Origin of the sequence: Streptomyces sp. NPDC015171 (genome assembly GCF_043079545.1) — a bacterium.
Taxonomy (GTDB): domain Bacteria; phylum Actinomycetota; class Actinomycetes; order Streptomycetales; family Streptomycetaceae; genus Streptomyces.
The window spans coordinates 896,429-920,185 of sequence record NZ_JBIBUO010000001.1; the positions used below are offsets into that span (position 1 = coordinate 896,429).

General features: G+C 71.9%; 22 protein-coding genes and 4 pseudogenes. 9 read left to right on the forward strand and 17 right to left on the reverse strand.

What is annotated here, in order from left to right; translation table 11 throughout:
* Nucleotides 1-9: 9 nt before the first annotated feature.
* The 3 genes from ACF073_RS04110 to ACF073_RS04120 all read right to left on the reverse strand — a co-directional run bounded on the left by ACF073_RS04110 (nt 10) and on the right by ACF073_RS04120 (nt 4,444).
* Complete coding sequence (locus ACF073_RS04110; RefSeq protein WP_392066876.1) at nt 10-1,044, reverse strand: prepilin peptidase; 1,035 nt, start codon at nt 1,042-1,044, stop codon at nt 10-12.
* A 76-nt stretch (nt 1,045-1,120) separates the two neighbouring features.
* Nucleotides 1,121-3,442, reverse strand: coding sequence for a PQQ-binding-like beta-propeller repeat protein (locus ACF073_RS04115; protein WP_392066651.1), 2,322 nt, complete (start codon nt 3,440-3,442; stop codon nt 1,121-1,123).
* Between the two features lie 156 nt (nt 3,443-3,598).
* Nucleotides 3,599-4,444: a menaquinone biosynthetic enzyme MqnA/MqnD family protein gene (locus ACF073_RS04120; protein ID WP_392066653.1), complete on the reverse strand. Its 846-nt coding sequence runs from the start codon at nt 4,442-4,444 to the stop codon at nt 3,599-3,601.
* A 287-nt stretch (nt 4,445-4,731) separates the two neighbouring features.
* On the opposite strand from ACF073_RS04120, the gene ACF073_RS04125 reads away from it, so the two are divergent.
* From ACF073_RS04125 to ACF073_RS04135, 3 genes and pseudogenes are all read left to right on the forward strand, one after another.
* Nucleotides 4,732-4,935 carry a cold-shock protein gene (locus tag ACF073_RS04125; RefSeq protein WP_392066655.1) on the forward strand — a complete coding sequence of 68 codons (204 nt, stop codon included), beginning with the start codon at nt 4,732-4,734 and terminating at the stop codon, nt 4,933-4,935.
* A gap of 393 nt (nt 4,936-5,328) precedes the next feature.
* Nucleotides 5,329-5,842, forward strand: a pseudogene (locus tag ACF073_RS04130) (AzlC family ABC transporter permease); the annotation flags it as partial.
* 5 nt (nt 5,843-5,847) lie between these two features.
* Nucleotides 5,848-6,147 (forward strand): annotated as a pseudogene (locus tag ACF073_RS04135) (AzlD domain-containing protein); the annotation flags it as partial.
* Here the strand turns inward: ACF073_RS04135 and ACF073_RS04140 are convergent.
* Nucleotides 6,147-7,760 carry a serine/threonine-protein kinase gene (locus ACF073_RS04140; protein ID WP_392066657.1) on the reverse strand — a complete coding sequence of 538 codons (1,614 nt, stop codon included), beginning with the start codon at nt 7,758-7,760 and terminating at the stop codon, nt 6,147-6,149. The pseudogene ACF073_RS04135 and the gene ACF073_RS04140 overlap by 1 nt on opposite strands.
* Before the next feature lie 264 nt (nt 7,761-8,024).
* Entirely contained in the window at nt 8,025-8,489 is a 465-nt protein-coding gene (locus tag ACF073_RS04145) for a hypothetical protein (protein ID WP_392066659.1), read from the reverse strand.
* A 327-nt stretch (nt 8,490-8,816) separates the two neighbouring features.
* On the opposite strand from ACF073_RS04145, the gene ACF073_RS04150 reads away from it, so the two are divergent.
* Nucleotides 8,817-9,449, forward strand: a complete 633-nt coding sequence (locus ACF073_RS04150; protein WP_392066660.1) for a class I SAM-dependent methyltransferase — start codon at nt 8,817-8,819, stop codon at nt 9,447-9,449.
* Here the strand turns inward: ACF073_RS04150 and ACF073_RS04155 are convergent.
* Nucleotides 9,405-9,662 (reverse strand): DUF397 domain-containing protein, encoded by a 258-nt coding sequence (locus ACF073_RS04155; RefSeq protein ID WP_392066662.1) that lies wholly within the window; start codon nt 9,660-9,662, stop codon nt 9,405-9,407. The genes ACF073_RS04150 and ACF073_RS04155 overlap by 45 nt on opposite strands.
* On the reverse strand, nt 9,659-10,516 hold the full coding sequence (locus ACF073_RS04160) for a helix-turn-helix domain-containing protein (RefSeq protein ID WP_392066664.1): 858 nt from the start codon (nt 10,514-10,516) through the stop codon (nt 9,659-9,661). Before ACF073_RS04160 ends, ACF073_RS04155 begins: the two co-directional genes overlap by 4 nt.
* Nucleotides 10,517-10,623: 107 nt before the next feature.
* Between ACF073_RS04160 and ACF073_RS04165 the strand changes: the two genes are divergently transcribed.
* Nucleotides 10,624-11,112, forward strand: coding sequence for an ATP-binding protein (locus tag ACF073_RS04165; RefSeq protein ID WP_392066666.1), 489 nt, complete (start codon nt 10,624-10,626; stop codon nt 11,110-11,112).
* On the opposite strand, the gene ACF073_RS04170 is transcribed toward ACF073_RS04165, so the two are convergent.
* Together ACF073_RS04170 and ACF073_RS04175 are read right to left on the reverse strand one after the other, a co-directional pair.
* Complete coding sequence (locus tag ACF073_RS04170; protein ID WP_392066668.1) at nt 11,039-11,944, reverse strand: LysR family transcriptional regulator; 906 nt, start codon at nt 11,942-11,944, stop codon at nt 11,039-11,041. The two genes, ACF073_RS04165 and ACF073_RS04170, sit on opposite strands and share 74 nt — an antisense overlap.
* A 178-nt stretch (nt 11,945-12,122) precedes the next feature.
* Nucleotides 12,123-14,063 (reverse strand): AMP-dependent synthetase/ligase, encoded by a 1,941-nt coding sequence (locus ACF073_RS04175; RefSeq protein ID WP_392066670.1) that lies wholly within the window; start codon nt 14,061-14,063, stop codon nt 12,123-12,125.
* 355 nt (nt 14,064-14,418) lie between these two features.
* Here ACF073_RS04175 and ACF073_RS04180 point away from each other — a divergent pair.
* Both ACF073_RS04180 and ACF073_RS04185 read left to right on the forward strand, forming a co-directional pair.
* Nucleotides 14,419-14,931: pseudogene (locus tag ACF073_RS04180) on the forward strand (hypothetical protein); the annotation flags it as partial.
* 405 nt (nt 14,932-15,336) lie between these two features.
* A pseudogene (locus ACF073_RS04185) lies at nt 15,337-15,684 on the forward strand (MaoC family dehydratase); the annotation flags it as partial.
* Nucleotides 15,685-15,696: 12 nt separating this feature from the next.
* Here ACF073_RS04185 and ACF073_RS04190 read toward each other — a convergent pair.
* From ACF073_RS04190 to ACF073_RS04225, 8 genes are all read right to left on the reverse strand, one after another.
* The gene (locus ACF073_RS04190) at nt 15,697-16,347 is read right to left on the reverse strand and encodes a TetR/AcrR family transcriptional regulator (protein ID WP_392066672.1); all 651 of its coding nucleotides are present in this window, start codon (nt 16,345-16,347) and stop codon (nt 15,697-15,699) included.
* A gap of 54 nt (nt 16,348-16,401) precedes the next feature.
* On the reverse strand, nt 16,402-16,710 hold the full coding sequence (locus ACF073_RS04195) for a DUF4229 domain-containing protein (protein ID WP_392066674.1): 309 nt from the start codon (nt 16,708-16,710) through the stop codon (nt 16,402-16,404).
* Nucleotides 16,711-16,785: 75 nt separating this feature from the next.
* Nucleotides 16,786-17,310, reverse strand: coding sequence for a GNAT family N-acetyltransferase (locus ACF073_RS04200; protein ID WP_392066676.1), 525 nt, complete (start codon nt 17,308-17,310; stop codon nt 16,786-16,788).
* 56 nt (nt 17,311-17,366) lie between these two features.
* Nucleotides 17,367-18,530, reverse strand: coding sequence for an aminofutalosine synthase MqnE (gene mqnE / locus ACF073_RS04205; RefSeq protein WP_392066678.1), 1,164 nt, complete (start codon nt 18,528-18,530; stop codon nt 17,367-17,369).
* Between the two features lie 82 nt (nt 18,531-18,612).
* Nucleotides 18,613-19,068 (reverse strand): Lrp/AsnC family transcriptional regulator, encoded by a 456-nt coding sequence (locus ACF073_RS04210; RefSeq protein ID WP_392066680.1) that lies wholly within the window; start codon nt 19,066-19,068, stop codon nt 18,613-18,615.
* A gap of 48 nt (nt 19,069-19,116) precedes the next feature.
* The gene (locus ACF073_RS04215; RefSeq protein WP_392066682.1) at nt 19,117-19,773 is read right to left on the reverse strand and encodes a UbiX family flavin prenyltransferase; all 657 of its coding nucleotides are present in this window, start codon (nt 19,771-19,773) and stop codon (nt 19,117-19,119) included.
* 79 nt (nt 19,774-19,852) lie between these two features.
* Nucleotides 19,853-20,755, reverse strand: a complete 903-nt coding sequence (gene mqnP / locus ACF073_RS04220) for a menaquinone biosynthesis prenyltransferase MqnP (protein ID WP_392066684.1) — start codon at nt 20,753-20,755, stop codon at nt 19,853-19,855.
* The gene (locus tag ACF073_RS04225; protein ID WP_392066686.1) at nt 20,752-22,203 is read right to left on the reverse strand and encodes a menaquinone biosynthesis decarboxylase; all 1,452 of its coding nucleotides are present in this window, start codon (nt 22,201-22,203) and stop codon (nt 20,752-20,754) included. Before ACF073_RS04225 ends, mqnP begins: the two co-directional genes overlap by 4 nt.
* 76 nt (nt 22,204-22,279) lie before the next feature.
* Here ACF073_RS04225 and ACF073_RS04230 point away from each other — a divergent pair, with 76 nt between their 5' ends.
* Both ACF073_RS04230 and ACF073_RS04235 read left to right on the forward strand, forming a co-directional pair.
* The gene (locus ACF073_RS04230) at nt 22,280-22,615 is read left to right on the forward strand and encodes a PLD nuclease N-terminal domain-containing protein (RefSeq protein WP_392066688.1); all 336 of its coding nucleotides are present in this window, start codon (nt 22,280-22,282) and stop codon (nt 22,613-22,615) included.
* A 93-nt stretch (nt 22,616-22,708) separates the two neighbouring features.
* Nucleotides 22,709-23,674, forward strand: a complete 966-nt coding sequence (locus tag ACF073_RS04235) for an isopenicillin N synthase family dioxygenase (protein WP_392066690.1) — start codon at nt 22,709-22,711, stop codon at nt 23,672-23,674.
* The last annotated feature ends 83 nt before the right edge of the window (nt 23,675-23,757 follow it).

A 23,757-nucleotide genomic window follows, 5' to 3' on the forward strand; every position in this document is an offset into this window, starting at 1 on the left:
CGAAAGACCTCAGGCCGCGTACGCACCGATCAGCAGTCCGGCGAGGGCGCCGGCGAGCAGGAACGGGCCGAAGGGCACAGCGGACTTGCGGTCCGCCCGCCGGGCCAGCACGAGCACGCCGCCGTAGAGCGCGCCGAGCAGGAAGCCGGCGAAGGTGCCGAGCAGCACGGCGGACCAGCCGTACCAGCCGAGCACGGCGCCCGTGCCGACGGCCAGTTTGACGTCGCCGAACCCCATGCCGCCCGGGTTGAGGCGGTACAGCGCGTAGTAGCCGGCGCCGAGGGCGAGGGCGCCGTAGAGGGCGGTGGTCCAGTGGCCGGCGTGTTCGGGGAGCGCGGCGGCGAGGCCGAGCAGGGCGAGGGCGGCGGCGGCGAGCGGCAGGGTCAGCGGGTCGGGCAGCCGGTGCACCCGGAAGTCGACGGCGGCGAGGAGCACGCCGACGGGCGCGAGCAGCAGCCAGACCGCCAGCTCGGGCCGCGTGCCGGTGGCGGCGGCGAGGGCGGCGCAGACGAGGGCGGTGGCGGCGGCGAGGAGGAGAGCGGAGGGGGCGTGCGGCGGGGGGTGCGATGCGGAAGGGGCGTGCGGCGCGGGGTGCGATGCGGAGGGGACGTGCGGCGCGGGGTGCGATGCGGAGGGGACGTAGGGGGCGGGGTACGACGCGGAGGGAACCCCCTGCCGGGACTCAGCCCCGGCACCGGCGCCCGGCTCCCCGGGCTCCGGACTCCCGCCCGGCACCCCGCGCTCCGCACTCCCGCCCGGCACCCCGCGCTCCGCACTCCCGCCCGGCACCCCGCGCTCCGGCCCCTTGGCCGGCACCCCGCGCTTCGCCGTCCCGCCCGGATCCCGGCGCACCGCGCTCGCGCGCGGTCCGCACTCCCCGCACCCGGTCCCGCCCAGCCACCCCCGGACCGGGTGGCCGGCGGGGCAGTAGCCGCGCCAGGGTTCGCCGGCCGGGACGGCGAAGCGGTAGGCGGCGCGGGGCAGCAGCAGGCCCGCCAGCAGGCCCCACACCGCGGCGCCGAGCACCAGCACCCCCGTGGTCATCCCGCCCACAGCCGCCACCCCCGTCACACCGTCGTTTCCCGCGCCATGTCCCCCGCCCCGGGTGTCCCTACCCGGTTCAGACGGCCGGCATCGCGTAGACGTCCTGGCCGTTGGCCGTCAGCAGCCGGTTGCCGGACAGGGCGATCTGCCACTGGTCGCCGGTGTCCTTGTTGTCGGTCCAGCTCCAGCGCTTGCGGCCGGTCTTCGCGTCCAGCGCGACGACACCGCCGGCGACGGCCTGGCCGCCGCAGTACAGGGTGGTGCCGTACTTCAGGAACACCTCCGGGGCGCCGCGGTCGTTCTCCTCGCACAGCCAGATCCGCTTGCCGGTGCGGACGTCGACGGCCCAGATGCCGCGGTCGTGGTCGGCGACGTAGAGGACGCCGTCGATGACGGTGGGGTTGTAGAAGCCGCGGCGGCCGTTCGGGGACAGGGTCCACCGGGTGGCCCCGGTCTTCGCGTCGACGGCGGTCAGTTCGTCGCCGGGCAGGAAGACGAGGCCGTCGGAGGCGCTGGGCCGCCACGTCCAGTCGTCGCCGATCTTCTTCGTCCACAGCTGGCCGCCGGTGGCGGTGTCGCGGACGGTGAGGTTGTACTTGGAGTCGGCGTAGACCAGGTACTTGCCGGCGACGGAGCCCTCGACGTCGTAGTCGTCGGTGCCCCAGTCGCGCTTCTGGATCCACACGGTCTTGCGGGTGGCGATGCTGACGGCGGCGATCGCCGTGCGGTACTCGGTGGCGCTCTTGGACTCGCCGTAGTCCTTCGCCGTGACGTAGACGTGCTCGTCGTCGACGGCGATGGTGTCCTCGATGTCGATGTGCTTGCCGAGCCGGCTGCGCCACACCTCCTCGCCGGTCCCCGCGTCACGGGCGACGAGGACGCCGTCGTAGTCGCCGTCGGGCAGGTAGATCCGGCCGCCGCGGTGGAGCAGCTGGGAGCCGGGGACGACGATGTCCGGCTTGCTCCAGCGGGGCTTGCCGGTCTTCACGTCGTACGCCACGAGGGGGTCGCCGCTGATCAGCAGCAGGCCGTTGCGGACGAGGAGCGGTACGGAGGTGCTGGTGCTGTCCTCGGCGAGCGGCTGGTGCCACAGCGGCTGGGGGGCCACTCCGGCGGGCGGGGTGGTGAAGTTCTCGGCGGCGGGCTCGCCCGAGGCGACGCCCTTGCCGCCGGCCGGTGCGCCGGCGGCGGTGCCGTCGTCCCGGCCGAGCCACCAGGCGGTGCCCCCGCCGACGGCCGCGACGGCGGCGGCGCCGCCGAGGGCGAGGGAGAGGGCACGGCGCCGGGTGGGCCGGGCGGTCCGGGCGGTCCGGGCGGGCGCCTCGGAGGCGCCGAACGGCACGGTGCCGGGCACGGGGGCACCGGGCACGGGGGCACCGGCGGCCGGCGTCGCCGCCCCGTCCAGCATGGTCGGCGGCGGCCCGAACCCACCGGCCACAGCCCCGGCCACAGCACCAGCACCGGCACTGGCACCGGCACCAGGGCTCACCGCCGCCCGCGCCTCGGGGGCCTCCAGGTCCAGGATCCCGGCCGCGTGCGTGGCGATGGTGGAGGCGACGGCCGACGGCAGCCAGTCGCGGAGCAGGCCCTCGACGCCCTGCGGGGCCAGCGCGGTGACGATCTCGGCCGGCGCGGGCCGGTCCGCCGGTTCCTTCAGCAGGCAGGCGCGGACCAGGCCGAGGAGCGGGCGCGGTATGCCGGTCAGGTCGGGGTCGCCGTGCACGACCTGGTAGAGCAGCGCGGCGTGCGAGGCGGCCTCGCCGAAGGCGCCGCGCCCGGTGGCCGCGAAGGCGAGGACCGCGCCGAGGGAGAAGACGTCGCCCGCCGGGCCGACGTCCTTGCCCATCGCCTGCTCCGGCGGCATGTAGCCGGGCGAGCCGACGACGACGCCGGTCTGGGTCATCCGGGTGCCGTCCACCGCGCGGGCGATGCCGAAGTCGATGACCCGGGGTCCGGCGGCGGCGAGCAGGACGTTCGACGGCTTGAGGTCGCGGTGGATGAGGCCGGCCGCGTGGATCTCCTGGAGGGCGGCGGCGAGCCCGGCGCCGAGCGCGCGCACGGTGTGCTCGGGCAGCGGGCCGTGGGTGGCGACGACCTCGGTCAGGTCGGGGCCGAGCACGTACGAGGTGGCCAGCCAGGGCAGCGGCGCCCCGGGGTCGGCGTCCACGACGGCGGCGGTGTACTGCCCGGAGACGGCCTGGGCGATCTCGGCCTCGTGCCGGAAGCGCTCGCGGAACCCGGCGTCGGCGGCGAGGTCGGGGCGTACGACCTTGACGGCCACGGTCCGGCCGCCGGGCGAGCGGGCCAGATAGACCCGGCCCATGCCGCCGGCTCCGAGTCTGCGCAGCATCCGATAGCTGCCCAGCTCCCGTGGATCGTCCGGCTGAAGTGTCTCCATGGCGGGATTACCCCGTCCTTCCCCGTCGTGTGCGTCGGCGTCCTGCGCGTCGACGCGGACACAGTAGTGACGGGTGGGGACGGGGAGAGCGACGGGGCGGCCCGGCGGACTGGGCAACGGGCCGTCCCCGTACGGGAACCGAGGGACGTAAGGGACCTAAGCGAGCAGGTCCACCTTGACGTCGCCCGGGAAGCCGGTCGTCGGGCCGACGCGGCGGGCGAACTCGGCGACGGCCGCCAGCTGCGGGGCGCCGAAGCTGAAGTCGAGGGTGGTGAAGTACTGGGCCAGGGCGGCCTCGTCGAACGCCTCCCAGCGGGCGGCCTGTTCGGCGACCTTGCCGACCTCTTCCAGGGAGAGGTTGCGGGAGTCGAGGAACGCCTCGTGGACCTTGCGGGTGATGTGCGGCTCGCGCTCCAGGTAGTCCCGGCGGGCGGCCCACACCGCGAAGACGAACGGCAGGCCGGTCCACTCCTTCCAGAGGGCGCCGAGGTCGTGCACCTGGAGGCCGAAGCGGGGGCCGTCGTGGAGGTTGGCGCGCAGGGCGGCGTCGCCGATGAGGACGGCGGCGTCCGCCTCCTGCATCATCAGGCTGAGGTCCGGCGGGCAGGTGTAGTAGTCGGGCCGGACGCCGTAGCGGTCGGCCAGCAGGAGCTGGGCGAGCCGGACCGAGGTGCGGGAGGTCGAGCCGAGGGCGACCTTGGCGCCGTCCAGCTGGTCCAGCGGGACCTGCGAGACGATCACGCAGGACATCACCGGGCCGTCGCAGCCGACGGCGATGTCCGGGAAGGCGACCAGGTCGTCGGCGTTGCGCAGGAACTCGACGAGGGTGATCGGCCCGATGTCGAGATCACCGCGCACGAGCTGCTCGCTGAGCTTCTCCGGGGTGTCCTTGGTCAGCTCGAAGTCGAGGAGCGTGCCGGTTCTCGCGAGCCCCCAGTAGAGGGGCAGGCAGTTCAGGAACTGGATGTGGCCGACACGCGGCCGGGTGCGAGAATTGTCCACATCGCGACAGTAGACCCCGGGCGCCGCGGCGCCGGAACCGACCCCGCCTCCGAACGGCCTAACGGACGTTCAAACGTCCGGGTGAAGTGATCTTGACCTCTATTGCTTTCGCCTGCCTGCGTGCTAGGCTCATCGCAAGTTGCAGTTTGGTTTCCCTTGCAGTACAGAGCCTGCGGAGCATGTAACCGCGGGCTCTCGTCGTTTTCAGACATATGCAGTTGTGCAGCACCGTTTCACACTTGCAGGTTCTGGAGCAGGGCAACCCTTTGTGAGCCCAAGGAGGGCTTATGGCTACCGGAACCGTGAAGTGGTTCAACGCCGAAAAGGGCTTTGGCTTCATCGCCCAGGAGGGCGGCGGCCCCGACGTCTTCGTCCACTACTCCGCGATCAATGCCACCGGCTTCCGCTCCCTTGAGGAGAACCAGGCGGTGACCTTTGATGTGACGCAGGGCCCGAAGGGTCCTCAGGCGGAGAACGTCTCTCCCGCCTGATTCCTGCCTGATCGCAGAACCTGAGTGCAGTACCCAAGGAGCCCCGCGCCTTACGGCGACGGGGCTCCTGCCTTTCCGGCCCCGCGCCGTTCACCGTGCCGGTCATCCCTCGTTCACGCGCCGTCACCAGACCCCGGTCACCACGATATGTTTCACCGCCCCGGAACACCCGTACGTTCTCGGATCCAGTCAGACGAGGTACAGATCCCGGCGGGCGCCGGGCGGGCAGGCGCAGAGCAGTGAGGCCACATAGCTTGACTGGTCGGAGTGGACCGTCGGCCCCTGGACCGCCCCGATCACCTGGACCGTGGGCGCGGTGGCTCGACCAGTGCGCTGAGCGACTTGGCGATGCCGGCGTGCTTGGCCAGTTCGGACAGCCTTCCGGTATGAGCGCCGGTGCTGATCGCGCTGCTGGTGTACGCGGGGTCGGCGCAGTTCAGCGCGGTGGATGTGCTGCTCGCCAGGAGCGGGCCGGTCGCGGGCGTCGCCACCGGGCTGCTGCGGAACATCCGGACGGCCGCGTTCAGCCTGGCCGTGGCGGAGATTCTCGGCACCGGCTGTGCGAGCCGTTCCCGTGGCACGCACCTGGTCGCCGACAAGACGGTCGCCTTCGCCATCTCCCAGCCCGATCGGGTCCGTCGGCGCCGGGCCTTGTGGATCTCCGGGCTGGGCCCGTTCGCCGTGTGGAAAACCGGTGTGCTAGCCGTGCCGTGGCGGGTGGCGCGCTCGGCGACACGACCCGCTACAGGCTGGACGCCGCCTTCCCGGCCGTCCTGGTCGCGCTGGTCCTGCCCGCCTGGCGCTGGCGGTCACACCCGCCGTCCCGGCCGTGGTCCCGGTGCTGCTCGCCCTCACCGGGCTCGTTCTGCACCGCCGCCGGGCCGCCGCGCCCGGAACCATGGCGTGAACGCCATGGTGGGCATGTTCCTTGCACTGGCCGGCGGCACGTACGCCTTCCGGCTGGTCGGCCCGGTGATGCACGGCCGGGTCACGGTCCCGCCCGCGTGCGGGAGCTGGCGTCGGCGAGCGCGGTGGTCCTGCCGAGCGCCCTGCTGGCCACCGCGCGCTGACCGAAGCCGGCGGATTCGCCGACTGGGGCCGCCCGGCCGGGTCCTGGCGGGCACCGCCCTGGCCTGGCGCCGGGCCCGGTTCGCCGTCGTCGTCCTGGGGGCGGCGGTGACAACAGCGCTGCTGCGGCTGGCCGGGACGGGTCAGGCCGCCTTGCGCCAGATCGTCAGTTCACCGTCGAGGAAGGCGATGTCCGGCATCGCGGTCGACTTCGTCTGGATCACAAACACCCCGATGGTGCCGTGCGAGTCCTTCATGCAGATCTCGGTGCCGTTTGCCGCCCCGGCCAGCGGAAGTCTGTGCGTCTTGCTGTGCGCGAGCATGAGACGGCACATGTCGAGGGTGGCCTCGCCGGGCTTTCCGTAGGACTGGAGGAAGACTGCGGTATCGCTTTCCAGTTCACAGCCGATCATCTTGCAGCCGAAGCGGATGTCGCCCTTGCGGTTCTTCAGCTCGGCGTCCGGGTTCCCCAGGTTTACCGAGTTCTCCGGTCTCAGTGACACCAGGGGGTACGGGGTGGCTACCGGGTCCCGGCGCGAGGGCAAAAGGGATGACGGCGTCTCACGCGCACCGCCGCCGGTTCGCACAGCTTCCGAATCAGAGGAGGGACGCGACGCATCCTGCGACTTCGCGGCCCCTGCTGGAGTGGACGCGGCGGAGCGGACCCCGTCCGAGCGGCGTAGCGCGTCCTGCGCGTCCATGAGCGACCAGGCCGTGGCCGCCACCAGCAGCGCGCCCCCGACCACACCGGCGGCCGTGATCAGCGCGGTGCGCCGGCCGCGCGCCCTGCGCTGCTCCACCGTCGGCTGCGGCCACCCGTACAGCGGCTGCGGGTGGGCCCGGGTCGGCTCGGACACCGGCGCCGGGACCACGACCTCGGGTCCGGTGATCTCCCGCCACACGGCGGGCCCCCCGCCCGCGTCGGCGTCGGCCCCCAGCCGCTGCCGGCAGAATTCCACGATCTCGGCCGGAGTGGCCCGCTCCGCCGGGTCGGCGGCCAGGCACCGGGCGAACAGCGGGCGCAGCGGCTCGGGCAGCGCGTCGAGGTCGGGTGCGGAGTGCACGATCCGGTACAGCACGTTGACGGCCGGGCCGTCGCCGTAGAGCGACCTGCCCAGCGCCGCGAACGCGGCGGTCTGGCCGAGCGCGAAGACATCGGTCGCCGCGGTGACCTCGCCGCCGGACGCCTGTTCGGGAGCCATGAACGACGGGGTGCCGATCGTGCCGCCCGTCGCCGTGTAGGAGGTGCCGTCGGCGGCCAGCGCGATACCGAAGTCGATCACCCTCGGCCCGTCGGCGGCCAGCAGCACGTTGGACGGCTTCAGGTCCCGGTGCACGATGCCCTCGCCGTGGATGGCCTGCAACGCCTCGGCCACTCCCGCCATCAGCCACAGCAACGCCGGAACGGGCAGCGGCCCCCGCCGGGCCACGGCCTCCGCCAGCGACGGCCCCGGCACGTACAGGGTGGCCAGCCACGGCGGTACGGCGTCGGCATCCGCGTCGATCAGCTCGGCGGTGTACGCGCCGCGCACCCGCCGGGCCGCCTGGATCTCCCGGCCGAAGCGCCGCCGGAAGTCCGGGTCGTCCGCCAGCTCCGGCCGTACGACCTTGATCGCGACCGGGCGTCCGCCCTGGGTGTGCGCCAGGTAGACCCGGCCCATGCCGCCCGCGCCCAGCCGGGCGGCGAGCCGGTACCCGGCCACGACGGGCGGATCGTCCGCCTGGAGCGGCTGGAATATCTCCGCCATATGGTCCATAAGCCCACTACCCCCACTTAGATACAAGGTCCAAGAACAGCAGCCTAGGGGGGTTGCCCGTGCCAAACGCGCGGTCATCTTTGCATCCGCCAGACCAGATCGGCCACGGTCCATGGCCCCAGCCGCAGGCCTCGGTGACGGCCGCCGGGCCGCCCAACAGAAGACTAAGTTGGACGGCACTCCTGAAAATGAGACACCCTCATCGAGGGCTTGCACACTGGCTGGACCGCAACCTACGTCTGACCACCCGCCAGAGAGCGACGGTCAGCAACCGCGCCGTTTGGCGTCGTAACGACCGAGTGTCACACCTCGCCAGGTGATCGAGCCGACTGCCGCGACACAGTAGTTCGCCGTACCAGTCACGCCAACGGGACCTGCCTGGTACGCGTACTTGCCTTCGTCCGTATCGGAGTCAACACCGTGGCATAGCTGCCCCTCGCCCGACTTCTCCGAGCAGCGGATGATGTGGACGAAGGTCTCGGTAGCGACGCCGTAGGCGGGGCCGCGGTGCTGGAAGCAGGCGCTGTTAGTGCCGCCGTTGCTGCTGTTGTAGTAGATGGTCAGCTGACCGACGATCTCTCCGGTCGCGGGGTACGGAATGTTCTCGCTGTAGGTGATGGTGCCTGAGCAAGAGGTAGCTGCCTGCGCGGGGGTGGATATGAGCATGTTGACACCAACGAGGGTGGCCAGAGTGGTGAGCAGGACCACAGGGCGACGAGGGAGGCGCATGATATTTCCTTCTGGGCAATGGGCCGGGATAGCCGCAGATCATCGTAAGGCCCCCTACATGCAGCACATCCCTCCCACGAAAAATACTGACGGACACTCAAACTGGCTGCGAGTCAACCCACTCAGTCACTCCCGGCTGCGTCACTCTGGTCCGAGTCGCCGCCCATCGCCCCCCGAACGCCCCGTCGGTGGCGACATCCGCTAGAGGCAGGACCAACACGCGCAAAGCGCCCGTTCCTATGCAGTACGCCGTCGGCACTCAGGGTCAGCGAACTCGAAGGTCGGTACCCAAGGCACTGTCAGTGGGGCCCGCTACGGTCCCTCCCCATGACCGACACCCGCACGTTCTACGACACCGTCGCCGAGGACTACGCCGAGCACTTCCGGAATCCGCTCGCCGACCGGCCGCTGGAGCGGGCGCTGCTCGCCGCGTACGCCGAGCAGGTCGGGCCGGACGGCACGGTCGCCGACCTGGGCTGCGGGCCCGGTGCGGTCACCGCCCACCTGGCCGGCCTCGGCCTGTCCGTCTACGGCCTCGACCTGTCCGAGTCCATGATCGCCGTCGCCCGCCGCGAGCATCCCGGGCTGCGGTTCGAACGGGGCTCCATGCTGGAGCTGTCCGTCGCCGACGGTTCCCTGGCCGGGGTCGTCTCCTGGTACTCCAGCATCCACACCCCTGTGGACCGGCTCCCGGACCTGTTCACCGAGTTCCACCGCGTCCTGGCCCCCGGCGGACGGCTCCTGCTCGCCTTCCAGGTCGGGGACGAGCCGCTCCGCCTCGACCGCCCCTGGGGCCGGGACGTGACGCTCGACTTCCACCGGCGCCGCCCCGAACAGATGGCGGAGCTGCTGTCCGGGGCGGGGTTCGTCGTTCGGTCCAGCACGGTGCGGGGGCCGGAGGAGGGGCGGGGCGAGTCACTCGTCCCGCAGGCGTTCCTGCTCGCCCAGAAGGAAGGCTGACCAGGCGGTGGGGCCGACGGTGAGGTGAGCGGCGGCCGGTCGCTTGGAGTCACGGATGTGGATGACGGCGGGGTGGGCGGCGACTTCCAGACACTGGCCGCCTTCGCCATCGCTGTAGCTGGACTTGCGCCAGTTGTAGGCGAGTTCGAGACACTGCCCGCCTTCGCCGCTGCTGTAGGTCGACTTGAACCAGCTCAGCTGCTCTATGTTCATCGTTCTTCCAGCACCTTCTCGATCAGGGCTAGGGACTCGTGCGGGTTGAGGGCCTGCGCCCGGATGATCCCATAGCGAGCAGCGAGGATGCGGACCTCTTCTCGGTCGGTGATCAACTTGGGGTGCCCCTGGACCTCCATGTACGCAACCTGCTCCTTGCCCTTCGGGATGAGCAAGGTGAAAGAGCCGCCAAGTGACGGGTGGATGTCACGCCCCGTGGGCATCACCTGTAGCTGGACATTCCGCATTCGACCGATGCGCAGTAACTGATCAAGTTGGTCCCGGTGCACCTTCGGCCCCCCGATGGGCCGTTCCAGTACGGCCTGTTCCATGACAAAGCTGAACTCCGGCGGAGGCCACTGTTCGAAGATCTGCTGGCGCGAGAGCCTGTCCGCCACTCGCTTCTCGATGGTCTCTTCGTCCAGAGGCGGGTGTCGCTGCGTGAATACCGCACGCGAGTAATCCTCGGTCTGCAGCAGTCCCAGCACACCCATGGTGCTGTAGTCGTGCAATGAGACCGCCTGCCCCTCCAGCTCGGCATACCCCCGGTACCACTCAGGATGCCTCGTCCGCGCCTTGGTCATCGCCTCCTCCACCTGCGGGATGACCGCCGTGAACAGCCCGTTCGCCGCCAGGAGTTCATCCGCCTTCTGCAGGAACTCCGGCCTCGGCGTCCGTACCCCCCGCTCCATGGCCGAGATCTGATCGGGGCCGTACCCCACCAGGTTGCCGAACTCCCTCTGGTTGAGCCCGGCCCGCTCCCGCAGCAACTTCAGCTGCCTCCCGAGGACGACGAAGACCGCCACCGCCCCGTTCTCCTCCGCCGGGGTCTCCGGCCGCCGCTCCTCCGTCACGCCACCCTCCGACTCTCTCGTACACACACCTGCCGCGCCCGTACGACTACGTACAGTCGCCAGGTCTCCCCTGGTCAGGGTAGGGAGGACTGGCCACGCTCGGTCACGTGAACGTAGAAATCTCCACCCCCGGAACCGAACTCGTCCAACGGTTGACCGCCACGCCCCACGGAGCCCGGCAGGCCCGGCGGCTCACCGGCAGCACGCTGGCCGCCTGGGGGCATCCGTACGACGGCGAGCTGAACCACACCGCCCAGCTCCTCGTGGCCGAACTCGCCGCCAACGCCGTCACCCACGGGCGCGTACCCGGGCGGGACTTCGAGCTGCGGCTCATCCTGCTGCGCGAGCGGGACACCCTGCGTATCGAGGTCAGCGACGCCCGGAAGGACCGCGCGCTGCGCTTCCTGGACGGGCGCCCCGAGGACGAGCACGGCCGGGGGCTCGTCATCGTCCAGGTGCTGGCGTCCCTGTGGGGCGTGTCCGAGCGGGACGTCGGCAAGACCGTCTGGGTGGAGCTGTCCCTCAGCCCGCGGCAGCGGCCCCCGCGGTCCGGCACTCCACGACCGTGTCCGCGAACGCCCGCGCCGGAGGGCTGAGCGCGTCCCAGCGGCGGACGGCCCAGCCGACGGGGAGGGGCCGCAGGCCCGGCAGCGGCACCAGCTTCAGCGGGCTCGCGCCGGGCAGCGGCAGCCCGGGTACGGCGGGCACGACCGCCCTGCCCAGCCCCAGCTCGGCCAGCTGCAACGCCGTGTCCCAGTCGGCCACGCTCGGCTCGTGGGCGAGCCGCACCCCGCGCTCCGCGCACGCCGCCTCCAGGTGGGCGGCGGAGGTGGAGTTCGGGGGGAGCCGGATGAGGCGGAGGCCGGCCAGCTCCCCGGGGTCGAGGTGCGGGCGGGCGGCCAGCGGGTCGTCCGCCCGGACGGCGAGCAGCCACGGCAGTTCCACGACCGTGCGCTGTTCGATGCCCCTCACCGGCGGGCCGACGGTGATCCAGGCGAGGTCGAGGGTGCCGTCGGCGAGGGCGTCGAAGGTGCCCCGGCCCGAACTGACCGTACGGAACTCCAGGTTGACCTCGGGGTGGCGGTGCCGGAACGTGACGACCGCGTCGGACATGAAGTGCCGTACGGTCGTGGCGCCGGTGGCCACCCTGACGTAGCCGCTGTGTCCGTCGACCAGGTCGCGCAGCCGCCGTACGGCGAGGTCGAGACCGGAGATGCCCTCGGCCGCCGCGGCCTCCAGGATCCGCCCGGCCTGGGTCGGGACGACACCGCGCGGCTGGCGTTCCAGCAGGGCCACCCCCGTCTCCCGCTCCAGGCGCTTGACGTGCTGGCTGACGGCGGACTGGGTGCAGCCGAGGTCGCGGGCGACCGAACTCAGGCTGCCCGCGCGGCACACGGCCACGAACACACGGAGGTCGTCCAAGGTCACAACACCCAAGTTAACACTTGGGTTTGGGGAGGAAACCCAAGGATTGACTGGCTGCTGGGGGCGTACGAGGATCGTGAGCGGGCCGCAACCGACCCAGGCGGCAACCCGCTCCCCGCTCCGCCGAGTCCGGACGACGTGGGGCAAGCGAGGAGCGGGTGCCGACCCCTCCCGGCTGCTGTCAGCCGGAGTACAGGTCCGCCACTTCCCGTGCGAAGTCCCGCATGATCTGGTCCCGGCGGAGTTTCATCGACGGGGTGAGGTGGCCCGCCTCCTCCGTGAAGTCGACGGGCAGGACGGCGAAGCGGCGGATGGACTCGGGGCGGGAGACCAGCCGGTTCGCCTCGTCCATCGCCCGCTGGAGGATCGCGTGCAACTCCTGGTCGTCCAGGAGGAGCTCCGGCGGCACCGGGTGCTTGCCGATCATCTGGCGCCAGTGGGTGATGCCGTCGGGGTCGAGGGTGACGAGGGCGCCGACGTAGGGGCGGCCGTCGCCCACCAGCATCACCTGGGAGATCAGCGGGTGCTGGCGCAGCCAGTTCTCCAGCGGGGCCGGGGCCACCGACTTGCCGCCCGCCGTGATCAGCAGCTCCTTCTTCCGGCCGGTGATGGTCAGATAGCCCTCGTCGTCCAGCTCGCCGATGTCGCCCGTCGGCAGCCAGCCGTCGCGGGTCGCGGGGACGACACCGCCCGCCTGCGGGTCCCAGTAGCCGCGCAGCACATGGTCGCCGGCGAGGAGGATCTCGCCGTCGGCCGCGATCCGCACCCGGGTGCCGGGCAGCGGCCAGCCGACCGTGCCGAGGCGGGGCTTGAGGGGCGGGGTGACCGTGGAGGCGCCGGTGGTCTCCGTGAGGCCGTAGCCCTCGAAGATCTCGATGCCCGCGCCCGCGTAGAACGCGGCCAGGCGGCGGCCGAGGGGGGAGCCGCCGCAGATGGCGTACCGGACCCGGCCGCCCATGGCGGCGCGGATGCGGCGGTAGACGAGGGGGTCGTAGAGGCCGCGCTGGGTCTTCAGGGCGCGGCCCGGGCCGTTCCCGGTGCCGGTCTGGCGGGCCTCCAGCGCCTCGCCGTAGCGCACGGCGATGCCCGCCGCCCGGTCGAAGGCCGCCACCCGGCCGCCCGTCTCCGCCTTGGCCCGCGCGGAGTTGTAGATCTTCTCCAGCATGTAGGGGATGGTCAGCAGGCAGGTCGGCCGGAAGGCGGCGAGGTCCGGGAGCAGGTCGTCGGGGGCGAGGCTGGGGGCGTGGCCGAGGCGGACCCGGGCGCGGACGCAGGCGATGGCCACCATCCGGCCGAAGACATGGGACATGGGCAGGAAGAGGAGGACCGAGGGCTCCTCGCCGCGCGCCTTGAAGACCGGGTGGAGCAGCTCGATCGCGTTGTCGACCTCGGCGAAGAAGTTGCCGTGCGAGAGGGCGCAGCCCTTGGGGCGTCCCGTGGTGCCCGAGGTGTAGATCAGGGTGGCGAGCGTGTCGGGGCCGAGCATGCCCCGGCGGACGCCCACCTCCCCGTCCGGCACCGGTGCGCCGGCCTCGGCCAGCAGGGCGATGTGGTCCTTGTCCATCACCCACAGGTGGCGCAGGTCGGGCAGGTGCGCGAGTTCGGGGCCGATGGCGGCGGCCTGCGCGGCGTCCTCGGTGACGAGGGCGACCGCGCCGGAGTCGTGCAGGATCCAGCGGGTCTGGAAGACGGAGGAGGTCGGATAGACCGGGACGGTGACCAGGCCGGCGGCCCAGGCCGCGAAGTCCAGCAGGGTCCAGTCGTACGTCGTACGGGCCATGACGGCGATCCGGTCGCCGGGCAGCAGGCCCTCGGCGATCAGGCCCCTGGCCACGGCCTGCACCTGGGCGGCGAACTCGGCGGCCGTCACGTCCGTCCAGCGGCCGTCGGGCAGCTTGCGGCTGAGCACGACCGCGCCGGGGGCCGCCTCCGCGTTGTCGTACGGGAGGTCGGCGAGGGATCCGTGGGTGACCGGCGGGGCGAACGGGGGGACCGACACCTCGCGCACCGCGCCGTCCAGCCGCTTCGTCTCGGGGGTGACGAGGACCGGGTGGCCGTCGTAGTCGGTGGCGGAGACCGGGGCGCCGGAGGAGACGGAGGTGTTCGGGTACGGGGTGGACACGGGCGGCTCCTCTGGCGTGCGTGCACCGGCGGCGGGTCCCGTGCGGGGGTTACCGCCGGTCAGGCGGCGATCGTACGGGTCCGCTGTGAGGGGGTTGTGCGGGTCCGGGGCGGGTCCGGGGCCGGGGATGTGCAGCCTCGGGGGTTATGTGACAGGCGCTCAACTTTGCTTGTACCGGGTGCGTCGGGGGTGCGGGGATCGCCGTCGTTCCTTGCCCGCCTGGGCCTTACCTCCGGTAACCTTACTCCAGAGTAGGCATTTCGGACCGAGTCGCGCGGGAGTTGCACATGGCCGATCGTCACCTGGGCTTCACCGGTACGGTGCGCGGGGGTCTCCCCGGTGGGCGGCCGGGCCGGTGAACGCCGTCACGCTCCGCGCGGCGCCGGCGCTGGGGCCGCTGCTGGCGCGGGGTGCGCTGCGGTCCCTCTTCAAACGGCCGTCGGCCGACGCGGACTTCCCCCGCACGCGGCTTGTGCTGCCCGGGCTGCGGATCGATCTCGCGCGGCTGGCGGCGTACGAGCGGGTGTGCGGGTTCGCCACCGGGGCGGCCGGTCTTCCGGTGACGTATCCGCACGTCCTCGGGTTTCCGCTGGCCATGCGGCTGATGAGCGGGCGGGACTTTCCGCTGCCGCTGCTGGGGCTTGTGCACACCTCGATCGAGATCGTGCGGGGTACGGCGCTGCCGGCCGACGGGGAGTACCAGCTCGCGGTGTGGATCGAGGGGCTGACGGCGCATCGGAGGGGGACCGAGGCGACGGTGGTGACGGAGTTGCGGCTGGGGGGTTCGCCGGCCTGGGAGTCCCGCAGCCGCTATCTCTCCCGCCATCCCGCCCACCCACCCACCCGACTCGCTCAGCCGGAAAGCGGCCCACACGGGGCTCCGCCCCGGACCCCGGGGGGCGGGGAGCGGCCAGCGGCCGGCGGGGAGCCGATGAACGCCGGAGGGGAGGGGGTGAGCGGCGGCGGGGAGACGGCAGCGGTCGGCGGGGCGCGGACGGCGGCCGGCGGACAGCCGACGAGCAGCGGCGGGCAGCCGACGAGCAGCGACGGGGAAACGGCAGCGGCCGACGGGGCGCGAATGACCGTCGGCGGACAGCCGACGAGCAGCGACGGGGAAACGGCAGCGGCCGACGGGGCGCGAATGACCGTCGGCGGACAGCCGATGAGCAGCGACGGGGAAACGGCAGCGGCCGGCGGGCAGCGGATGAGTGGCGGCAGGGAAACGGCAGCGGCCGACGGGGCGCGGATGAGTGGCGGTGGAAAGGCGATGAACGCCGGCGGGGAGTGGCGGATCGGGGAGGACGTGGGGCGGCGGTACGGGGTGGTGTCCGGGGACCGCAATCCCATTCACCTGTATCCCCTCACCGCCCGGCTCTTCGGGTTCCCGCGCGCCGTCGCGCACGGCATGTGGACCGTGGCCCGGTGCCTGGCCGCCCATGGCACCCCGGACGCGACCGAGGTCCGGGCCCGGTTCCGGGCGCCGGTGCTGCTGCCGGGGACGGTGGTCTACGGCGCGGACGGGGGCGGACGGTTCGAGCTGCGCGGGGCGGACGGGCGGCTGCACGTGGAGGGAGAGGTGCACGCCGGCCCGGGAGAGCGGGGCGGGGGCCGGACACCGTAGGGGGCCCGGGGGCTAGGGCTCTTCGGGGGGCGGGGTCCAGTTGCGGCCCGCCAGGAGGGTGCCCAGACCTGACCAGGCGAAGTTCATCAAGGTGGTCGCCGCCTGGCGGGCCGTGATGCCGGGGGTGGCGTTGGCCCACGCGGCGAGCGACTCGGCGGCGCCGACCAGGGCCTCGGCGAGGCCCGCCACCTCGTGCTCGGGCAGATCGGGATCCTGGTGGGCGTCCCGGGCCGCCACCGCGATCAGCCGGGTCACGAAGGCGACCAGCTCCGCGCGCATCGCGGCGATCTCCGCCGCGAACGGCTCCCCGTGCGTGCGGGCCTGCAGATGCAGCACCGACCAGCCGTCGGGATGCTCGGCGGTGTGCGCGAAGAACGCCCGCAGGCCGTCCCACAGCTGCCGGTCGGCCGGCAGTCCCGGAGCGGCCCCGGCGCGCACGGCCGCCGTGAGCGCGGCGGCCTCACGGCGGATGCACGCCGTGAACAGGTCTTCCTTCGAGTTCAGGTAGAGGTAGACCAACGGCTTGGACACACCGGCGAGTTCGGCGATCTCGTCCATCGAGGCGGCCATGTACCCGCGCTGCCCGAAGATCCGCACGGCGGCGTCGAGCATCTGCCGCTCCCGCACCGCCCTCGGCATCCGTTTGGTCTTGACGGCACCCATGGGGGCAAGCCTAGTTGGACCGCGCCCGGGGCCGGTGGGGCCGAACGGGCCGGATCAGCTGGACGCGGCGGCGCCGTCCTGCGTGCGGGAGGTGTCGTCGGCCAGGTCCTCCTGGCTGCGGTTGGCCTCCAGGTTGGCCTTCATCCGGTCCACCTTGTGCACGATCCGCACCGAGGCCCGCTCCCGCTCCTTGCGCAGCACCACCCAGCTGATCGGCGCCGAGAGGACCAGGGAGAGCAGCAGGACCCACAGGAGGTTGGAGTCGCCGAAGCCGCGCGGGAAGATGCCCGAGTAGACGGCTCCCCAGACGATCACGAGGCAGCCCGCGAAGATACCGAGGCGCATCAGCGTGTAGCGGAGCATCTCAATCCACTCGTCCGATTCCAAACAGGGTCATCGTCCAGTGAAGCACGCGCGCGGAGCGATCACACAGGGGGGTCAGCCGAGCGGCAGGAGCATGAAGATCTCGTCCCGGTCGTCACCGGGCGCGACCCGGATGGCGTCCGGGACGCGGCCGACCTCCTTGTAGCCGCAGGAGGCGTAGAACCGCTCCAGACCGTGGCCGCCCCGGCAGGTCAGCCGGATCGCCCCGATGCCCTCGGTCCCGCGCGCCGCGTCCGCCGCGGCGGCCAGCAGGTCGCGGCCGTAGCCCCGGCCCTGGTGCCGGGGATGGACCATCACCGTGTACAGCCACACCCAGTGGGTCATCAGCCGGTGGCTGTTGCGGGTGAGGAACGCGGCCGCTGCCACCCGGCCGTCCTCGTCGTGGCCGACGAGGAGCCGGGTGCGGCCCTCCGCCATCTGCACGAAGTGCCGCACCAGCTCCGGACGGATCTCCTCACGGCCCACCGGAGGCACGAAGCCGACGGCGCCGCCCGCGTTCGAGACGTCCGCCCACAGGTCGAGGATGCCGTCGCGCAGGGCCGGCGAGACGGCGGGGTCCAGGGTGAAGGTAAGAGGCACTCGGCCAGCTTATCCATTACCCGCAGGGCTCCGGAGAGGCTCCGGAGCGGCGCTGCTCACACCCGCATCGGCTGGGGGGACTCCCGGCGGCCCGGGTCCGAGCCCTCGTACTCGCGGATGATCTCGTAGCGCGTGTTGCGCTCCACCGGGCGGAATCCGGCGTCGCGGATCAGCTCCAGCAGGTCATCGCGGGTCAGCTTGTTCGGCGTGCCGTAGTTGTCCGCGTCGTGCGTGATCTTGTACTCGACGACCGAGCCGTCCATGTCGTCGGCGCCGTGCTGGAGGGCCAGCTGGGCGGTCTGCACACCGTGCATCACCCAGAAGACCTTCACGTGCGGCACGTTGTCGAAGAGGAGGCGGGACACGGCGAAGGTCTTCAGGGCCTCGGCGCCGGTCGCCATCTGGGTGCGCGCCTGGAGGCGGTTGCGGACCTTGCCGTCCTGCATGTCCACGAAGTCGTGCTGATAGCGCAGCGGGATGAAGACCTGGAAGCCGTTCGTCTCGTCCTGCAGCTCGCGCAGGCGCAGGACGTGGTCGACCCGGTGGCGCGGCTCCTCGATGTGGCCGTAGAGCATCGTGCAGGGGGTCTTGAGGCCCTTCTCGTGGGCCAGCCGGTGGATGCGGGACCAGTCTTCCCAGTGGGTCCGGTGGTCCACGATGTGCTGCCGGACCTCCCAGTCGAAGATCTCGGCGCCGCCGCCGGTCAGCGACTCCAGACCGGCGTCGATCAGCTCGTCCAGGATCTCCGACGCCGACAGGCCGGAGATCGTCTCGAAGTGGTGGATCTCCGTCGCCGTGAACGCCTTCAGCGAGACGTCCGGCAGGGCGGCCTTCAGCTCGCGCAGGGAACGCGGGTAGTAGCGCCACGGCAGGTTCGGGTGCAGGCCGTTGACGATGTGCAGCTCGGTGAGGTTCTCCGACTCCATCGCCTTGGCGAGCTTCACCGCCTCCTCGATGCGCATCGTGTACGCGTCCTTCTCGCCCGGCTTGCGCTGGAACGAGCAGTAGGCGCACGACGCGGTGCACACGTTCGTCATGTTGAGGTGCCGGTTCACGTTGAAGTGGACCACGTCACCGTTCTTGCGGGTGCGCACCTCGTGGGCGAGACCGCCCAGCCAGGCCAGGTCGTCCGACTCGTACAGCGCGATGCCGTCCTCGCGGGTCAGCCGCTCACCGGAACGGACCTTCTCCTCCAGCTCGCGCTTGAGCCCGACGTCCATGCCAACACCTTTCTCCGACAGCTCGACAACCGTAACTCCCCCGCCCGGCGGGCGGACGGCGCCCCCGTGCGCCGCAGCGCTCCTACACCTCTTCCGGCAGCTCCCCGACCCGGTTCTCCCACTTGGTGGAGAGCACGATCGTGGTCCGGGTCCGGGACACGCCCTTGGTCCCGCTGAGCCGGCGGATGGTCTTCTCCAGGCCGTCCACGTCACTGGAGCGCACCTTGAGCATGAAGGAGTCGTCGCCGGCGATGAACCAGCAGTCCTCGATCTCCGGCAGGTCCCGCAGCCGCTGCGCGACGTCCTCGTGGTCGGCCGCGTCGGACAGCGAGATGCCGATCAGCGCGGTGACACCGAGGCCGAGCGAGGCCGCGTCCACCGTCGCCCGGTACCCGGTGATGACACCGGCCGCCTCCAGCCGGTTGATGCGGTCGGTGACGCTCGGGCCCGACAGGCCGACAAGGCGTCCCAGCTCCGCGTACGAGGCCCGGCCGTTCTCCCTCAGGGCCTGGATGAGCTGCCTGTCCACCGCGTCCATGCGATCGAAGCCTTCCGGTGAAAGTTCCTGAAGTGATGAGAGGTACTGCTACTTGCCCGCCGAGCCGCTGCCGCCGCCCAGCTCGCCCCGCCACCGCCGGTACAGGCCGTGGCCGACGCCCGCCGCGTCCAGCACCCGGCCGGCCACGAAGTCCACCAGGTCCTGGATGTGGGTGGCGCCCGCGTAGAAGGCCGGCGAGGCCGGCACGACCGCGGCGCCGGCGTCGTCCAGGGCGACCAGATGCCGCAGCGTCTGCCCGTTCAGAGGGGCCTCCCGCACCGCCACGACCAGCGGCCTGCGCTCCTTCAGCGTGACACTCGCCGCGCGCTGCAGCAGATCCTTGGACAGCCCGAGCGCCACCCCCGCCACACAGGCGGTGGAGGCCGGCACGATCAGCATCCCCTTCGCCGCGTACGACCCCGAGGAGGGGCCCGCGGCGAGATCGCCCGCGTTCCAGTACCGCGTCGCGCCGAGGTCCACCTCGAAGGTGCCGGGCTTGCCGTCGGCCCCGCGGGCCAGCCATTCGCGCAGGTCGTCCTGCCAGTGGGCGTCCCGGAACGAGATCCCCGTCTCGTCCAGCAGCGTCAGCCGCGAGGCCCGGCTGACCACCAGGTCCACCGCTTCCCCGGCCGCCAGCAGCGCCCGCAGCACCGCAGCCGCGTACGGCGTTCCGGAGGCTCCGGACACCCCCACGATCCAAGGCACGCGCTGCGTTTCTCCTGCGTTCACACCTTGAGCGTACCGGCGGGTCGCCCAGGACTCAGGCCGGGTGGGGCCCGGCCCCTCAGACAGTCAGACCGCGCACGAGGAGATCGAGCAGCGCGCACACGAACAGGGCGATGCCGATGAACCCGTTGACACTGAAGAACGCCCTGTTCAGACGGGACAGGTCGTGCGGGCGCACGATGCGGTGCTCGTAGACGAAGGCGGCGGCCACGATCAGCAGGCCCAGCCAGAAGAACGCGCCGGCGTGGGTGGCCAGGGCGTACCAGACGAACAGGGCCGTCGTGATCGTGTGGCAGACGCGCGCGCCCCAGATCGCGGCCGGGATGCTGAAGCGGGCCGGGACCGACATGACGCCGATCTCGCGGTCGGTCTCGACGTCCTGGCAGGCGTAGATCAGGTCGAAGCCGCCGATCCAGACGCCCACGGCGAGCCCGAGGACCACCGCGTCCCAGGACCAGGAGCCCGAGACGGCGAGCCAGCCGCCGACCGGGCCCATCGCCTGGGCCAGGCCCAGGATGGCCTGCGGGAAGTTCGTGAACCGCTTGCCGTACGGATAGACCACCATCGGGATCACCGCGATGGGGGCCAGGGCCAGGCAGAGCGGGTTCAGCAGGGCCGCGGCGCCCAGGAAGACCACCAGGGCGATCAGGGCACCGGTCCAGGCGTGGCGTACCGACATCGCGCCGGTGACCAGCTCGCGGTGGGCCGTGCGGGGGTTGCGGGCGTCGATCTCGCGGTCGATGATCCGGTTGACCGCCATGGCGAACGTGCGCAGGCCGACCATGCAGACCGTGACCAGGAGCAGCCGGCCCCAGTGGATGTTCCGGTCCCACTCGTACATCGCCGTGAGGGCGGCGATGTAGGCGAAGGGGAGCGCGAAGACCGAGTGCTCGATCATCACCAGGCGCAGGAACGCCTTGGTGCGTCCCGGCCGCGGGAGTGCCGCGGAGGCGCTGCTCACAGGCCGTACTCCTTCCAGCGGCGGTCCACCAGGGCCGCCGTATCCGGGTCCGGCAGGACCATGTCCGGCCAGCCGCCGTCGCGGGTGTAGCCCTCCTCGGGCCACTTCTTCGTCGCGTCGATGCCCGCCTTGCCGCCCCAGAACTGCTGGTAGGAGGCGTGGTCGAGGTGGTCGACGGGGCCTTCCACGAGGGAGAGGTCGCGGGCGTAGTCGGTGTTGCCGAGGGCCCGCCAGGCGACCTCGTGCAGGTCGTGGACGTCGCAGTCGGAGTCCACGACCACGATCAGCTTGGTGAGGGACATCATGTGGGCCCCCCAGATCGCGTGCATGACCTTCTGCGCGTGCTTCGGGTACTTCTTGTCGATCGAGACGATCGCACAGTTGTGGAAGCCGCCGGCCTCCGGCAGGTGGTAGTCCACGATGTCCGGGACGATGATCTTGAGCAGCGGGAGGAAGAAGCGCTCCGTGGCGCGGCCGAGGGGGCCGTCCTCCGTGGGGGGCCTGCCCACCACGATCGACTGGAGCAGCGGGCGCTTGCGCATCGTCACGCAGTCGATCCGCAGGGCCGGGAACGGCTCCTGCGGGGTGTAGAAGCCGGTGTGGTCGCCGAAGGGGCCCTCGGGCAGCATCTCGCCCGGCTCCAGCCAGCCCTCCAGGACGACCTCCGCGTTCGCCGGGACCTGGAGCGGGACCGTCTTGCAGTCGACCATCTCGGTCCGCTTGCCGGCGAGGAAGCCGGCGAAGAGGTACTCGTCGATGTCACCGGGGAGCGGGGCCGTGGAGGCGTAGGTGACGGCCGGGGGGCAGCCGAAGGCGATGGCCACGGGCAGCCGCTCGCCGCGCCGCGCGGCCACCTGGTAGTGGTTCCGGCTGTCCTTGTGGATCTGCCAGTGCATGCCGATCGTGCGCTTGTCGTGGCGCTGGAGGCGGTAAAGGCCCAGGTTCCGGATGCCGGTCTCGGGGTCCTTGGTGTGGGTCAGGCCCAGGTTGAAGAAGGAGCCGCCGTCCTGCGGCCAGGTGAAGAGCGCCGGGAGCCGGTCGAGGTCGACGTCGTCACCGTGCAGGACGACCTCCTGCACCGGCGCCTCCTTGACCTTCTTCGGCGGGACGTGGGCCATCGCGCCCAGCTTGCCGAAGGCCTCGCGGACCCCGACGAAGCCGTGCGGCAGCTCGGGCCGCAGCAGACCGCCGATCTTCTCGGAGATCTCGCCGTACGACTTCAGGCCCAGCGCCTTCAGCAGGCGGCGGTCGGTGCCGAAGACGTTCATCGCGAGGGGCATCGCCGAGCCCTTCACGTTCTCGAAGAGCAGCGCGGGGCCCTGGGACTTCTGGACCCGGTCGACGATCTCCCCGACCTCCAGATACGGGTCGACCTCGGCCTTGATGCGCTTGAGGTCCCCCTCGCGCTCCAGTGCCCTGAGCAGGGAGCGAAGATCGTCGTAAGCCATGCGTCCCAGTATCGGCCACCCGCTAGTCTGGCCCGGTCACCGGGGCCGACTCACATCTCGGAGAGAGTGCGCGACGATGCTCAGGTATCTGCCGTTCCTGCTGGTCCTGGCGTTGTGGATCTACGCCTTCGTGGACTGCCTCAACACTCCCGAGGAAGAGGTGCGCCACCTGCCGAAGGTGGTGTGGGTGATCATCGTGCTGCTGTTCGGCGAGGTGCTGGTCGGGCCGGTCGCCTGGCTGGTCACCGGCAGGACGCGGCGGCGCCCGGCGGGCGGCGCCCCGGCCGGGCCCCAGCGCGGCGCCGGCGCGCACTGGGTCGCCCCGGACGACAACCCGGAGTTCCTGAAGTCCCTGGAGACCCAGGACGACCGGCGGGACGACGATCCCCGGCAGGACGGGCGCGGCAACTGAGGAGTCGCGCCCCGCGGTGCGTGGAAGCATGGCGGCAGAGGCCCTGACGCCCCGGCGCGAGGGGCGATCCGGCTCGGCGGCAGGAGACCAGCGGTGAGCGACGTACGGATCCCCACCATCGATCTGCGGCCCTGGACCGAGGGGGACGCGGCGACCCGCGCCGCCCTCGCCCGCACCGTCGACGAGGCCCTGAAGACCGCCGGGTTCCTGCTGGTCACCGGGCACGGCGTGGACCCCGGGCTGCGCGCCCGGATCCGGTCGGCCGCCCGGGAGTTCTTCCTGCTCCCCGCCGATGTCAAGCAGCGCTACGCGGCGAAGGTCGGCGGACGAGGCTGGCTCGGTCCGGGCGCCGAGGCCAACGGGTACGCGGAGGGCACCCAGACCCCGCCGGACCTGAAGGAGTCGCTCACCTTCGCGACCGACGAACCCTTCGAGGACCCGGTCGTCAACGCCGAGTGGTACGCGCCGAACGTGTGGCCGGCCGAGGTGCCCGCGCTGCGCGCGCCCTGCGAGGAGTACCTGGCCCGGATGGCCGCGCTGGAGAAGGAGCTGCTGGCCCTGCTGGGGTGCGCGCTCGGACCCGGACCCGGGTTCTTCGCCCGGCACATGGACCATCCCACCTACGGCTTCAACATCAACTGGTACCCCGGGACGGAGGTCGTCGGCCGGCCCCGGCCGGGCCAGTTCCGGATCGGGCCGCACACCGACTTCGGGACCGTGACCATCCTGGACCGGCAGACCGGCAAGGGCGGCCTCCAGGTCCACACGGACGAGGGCGGCTGGGCGGACGCGCCCTACGATCCGTCCGCCCTCACCGTCAACATCGGTGACCTGCTGGCCCGTTGGACCGGTGACCGGTGGCGGTCGGGGCGGCACCGGGTGCTGCCGCCGCCCGTGGACGCGCCCGCCGAGGAGCTGATGTCGCTCGTCTACTTCGGCGAGTGCACCCCGGGCACGCTGGTGGAGTCCGTACCGGCGCCGGTCGGCCGGGTGGCCTATCCGCCCGTCGACTCCCACGCCTACCTCCGCGGGAAACTCGACTCGATCACCGTCGGCTGACTCCCGGTCCCGGCGGGCGATCAACTTCGTGCGCGGGGGGCCACCCGATCCGTTGAATCGGCCCGGGTGGGCATGTCCCGGTC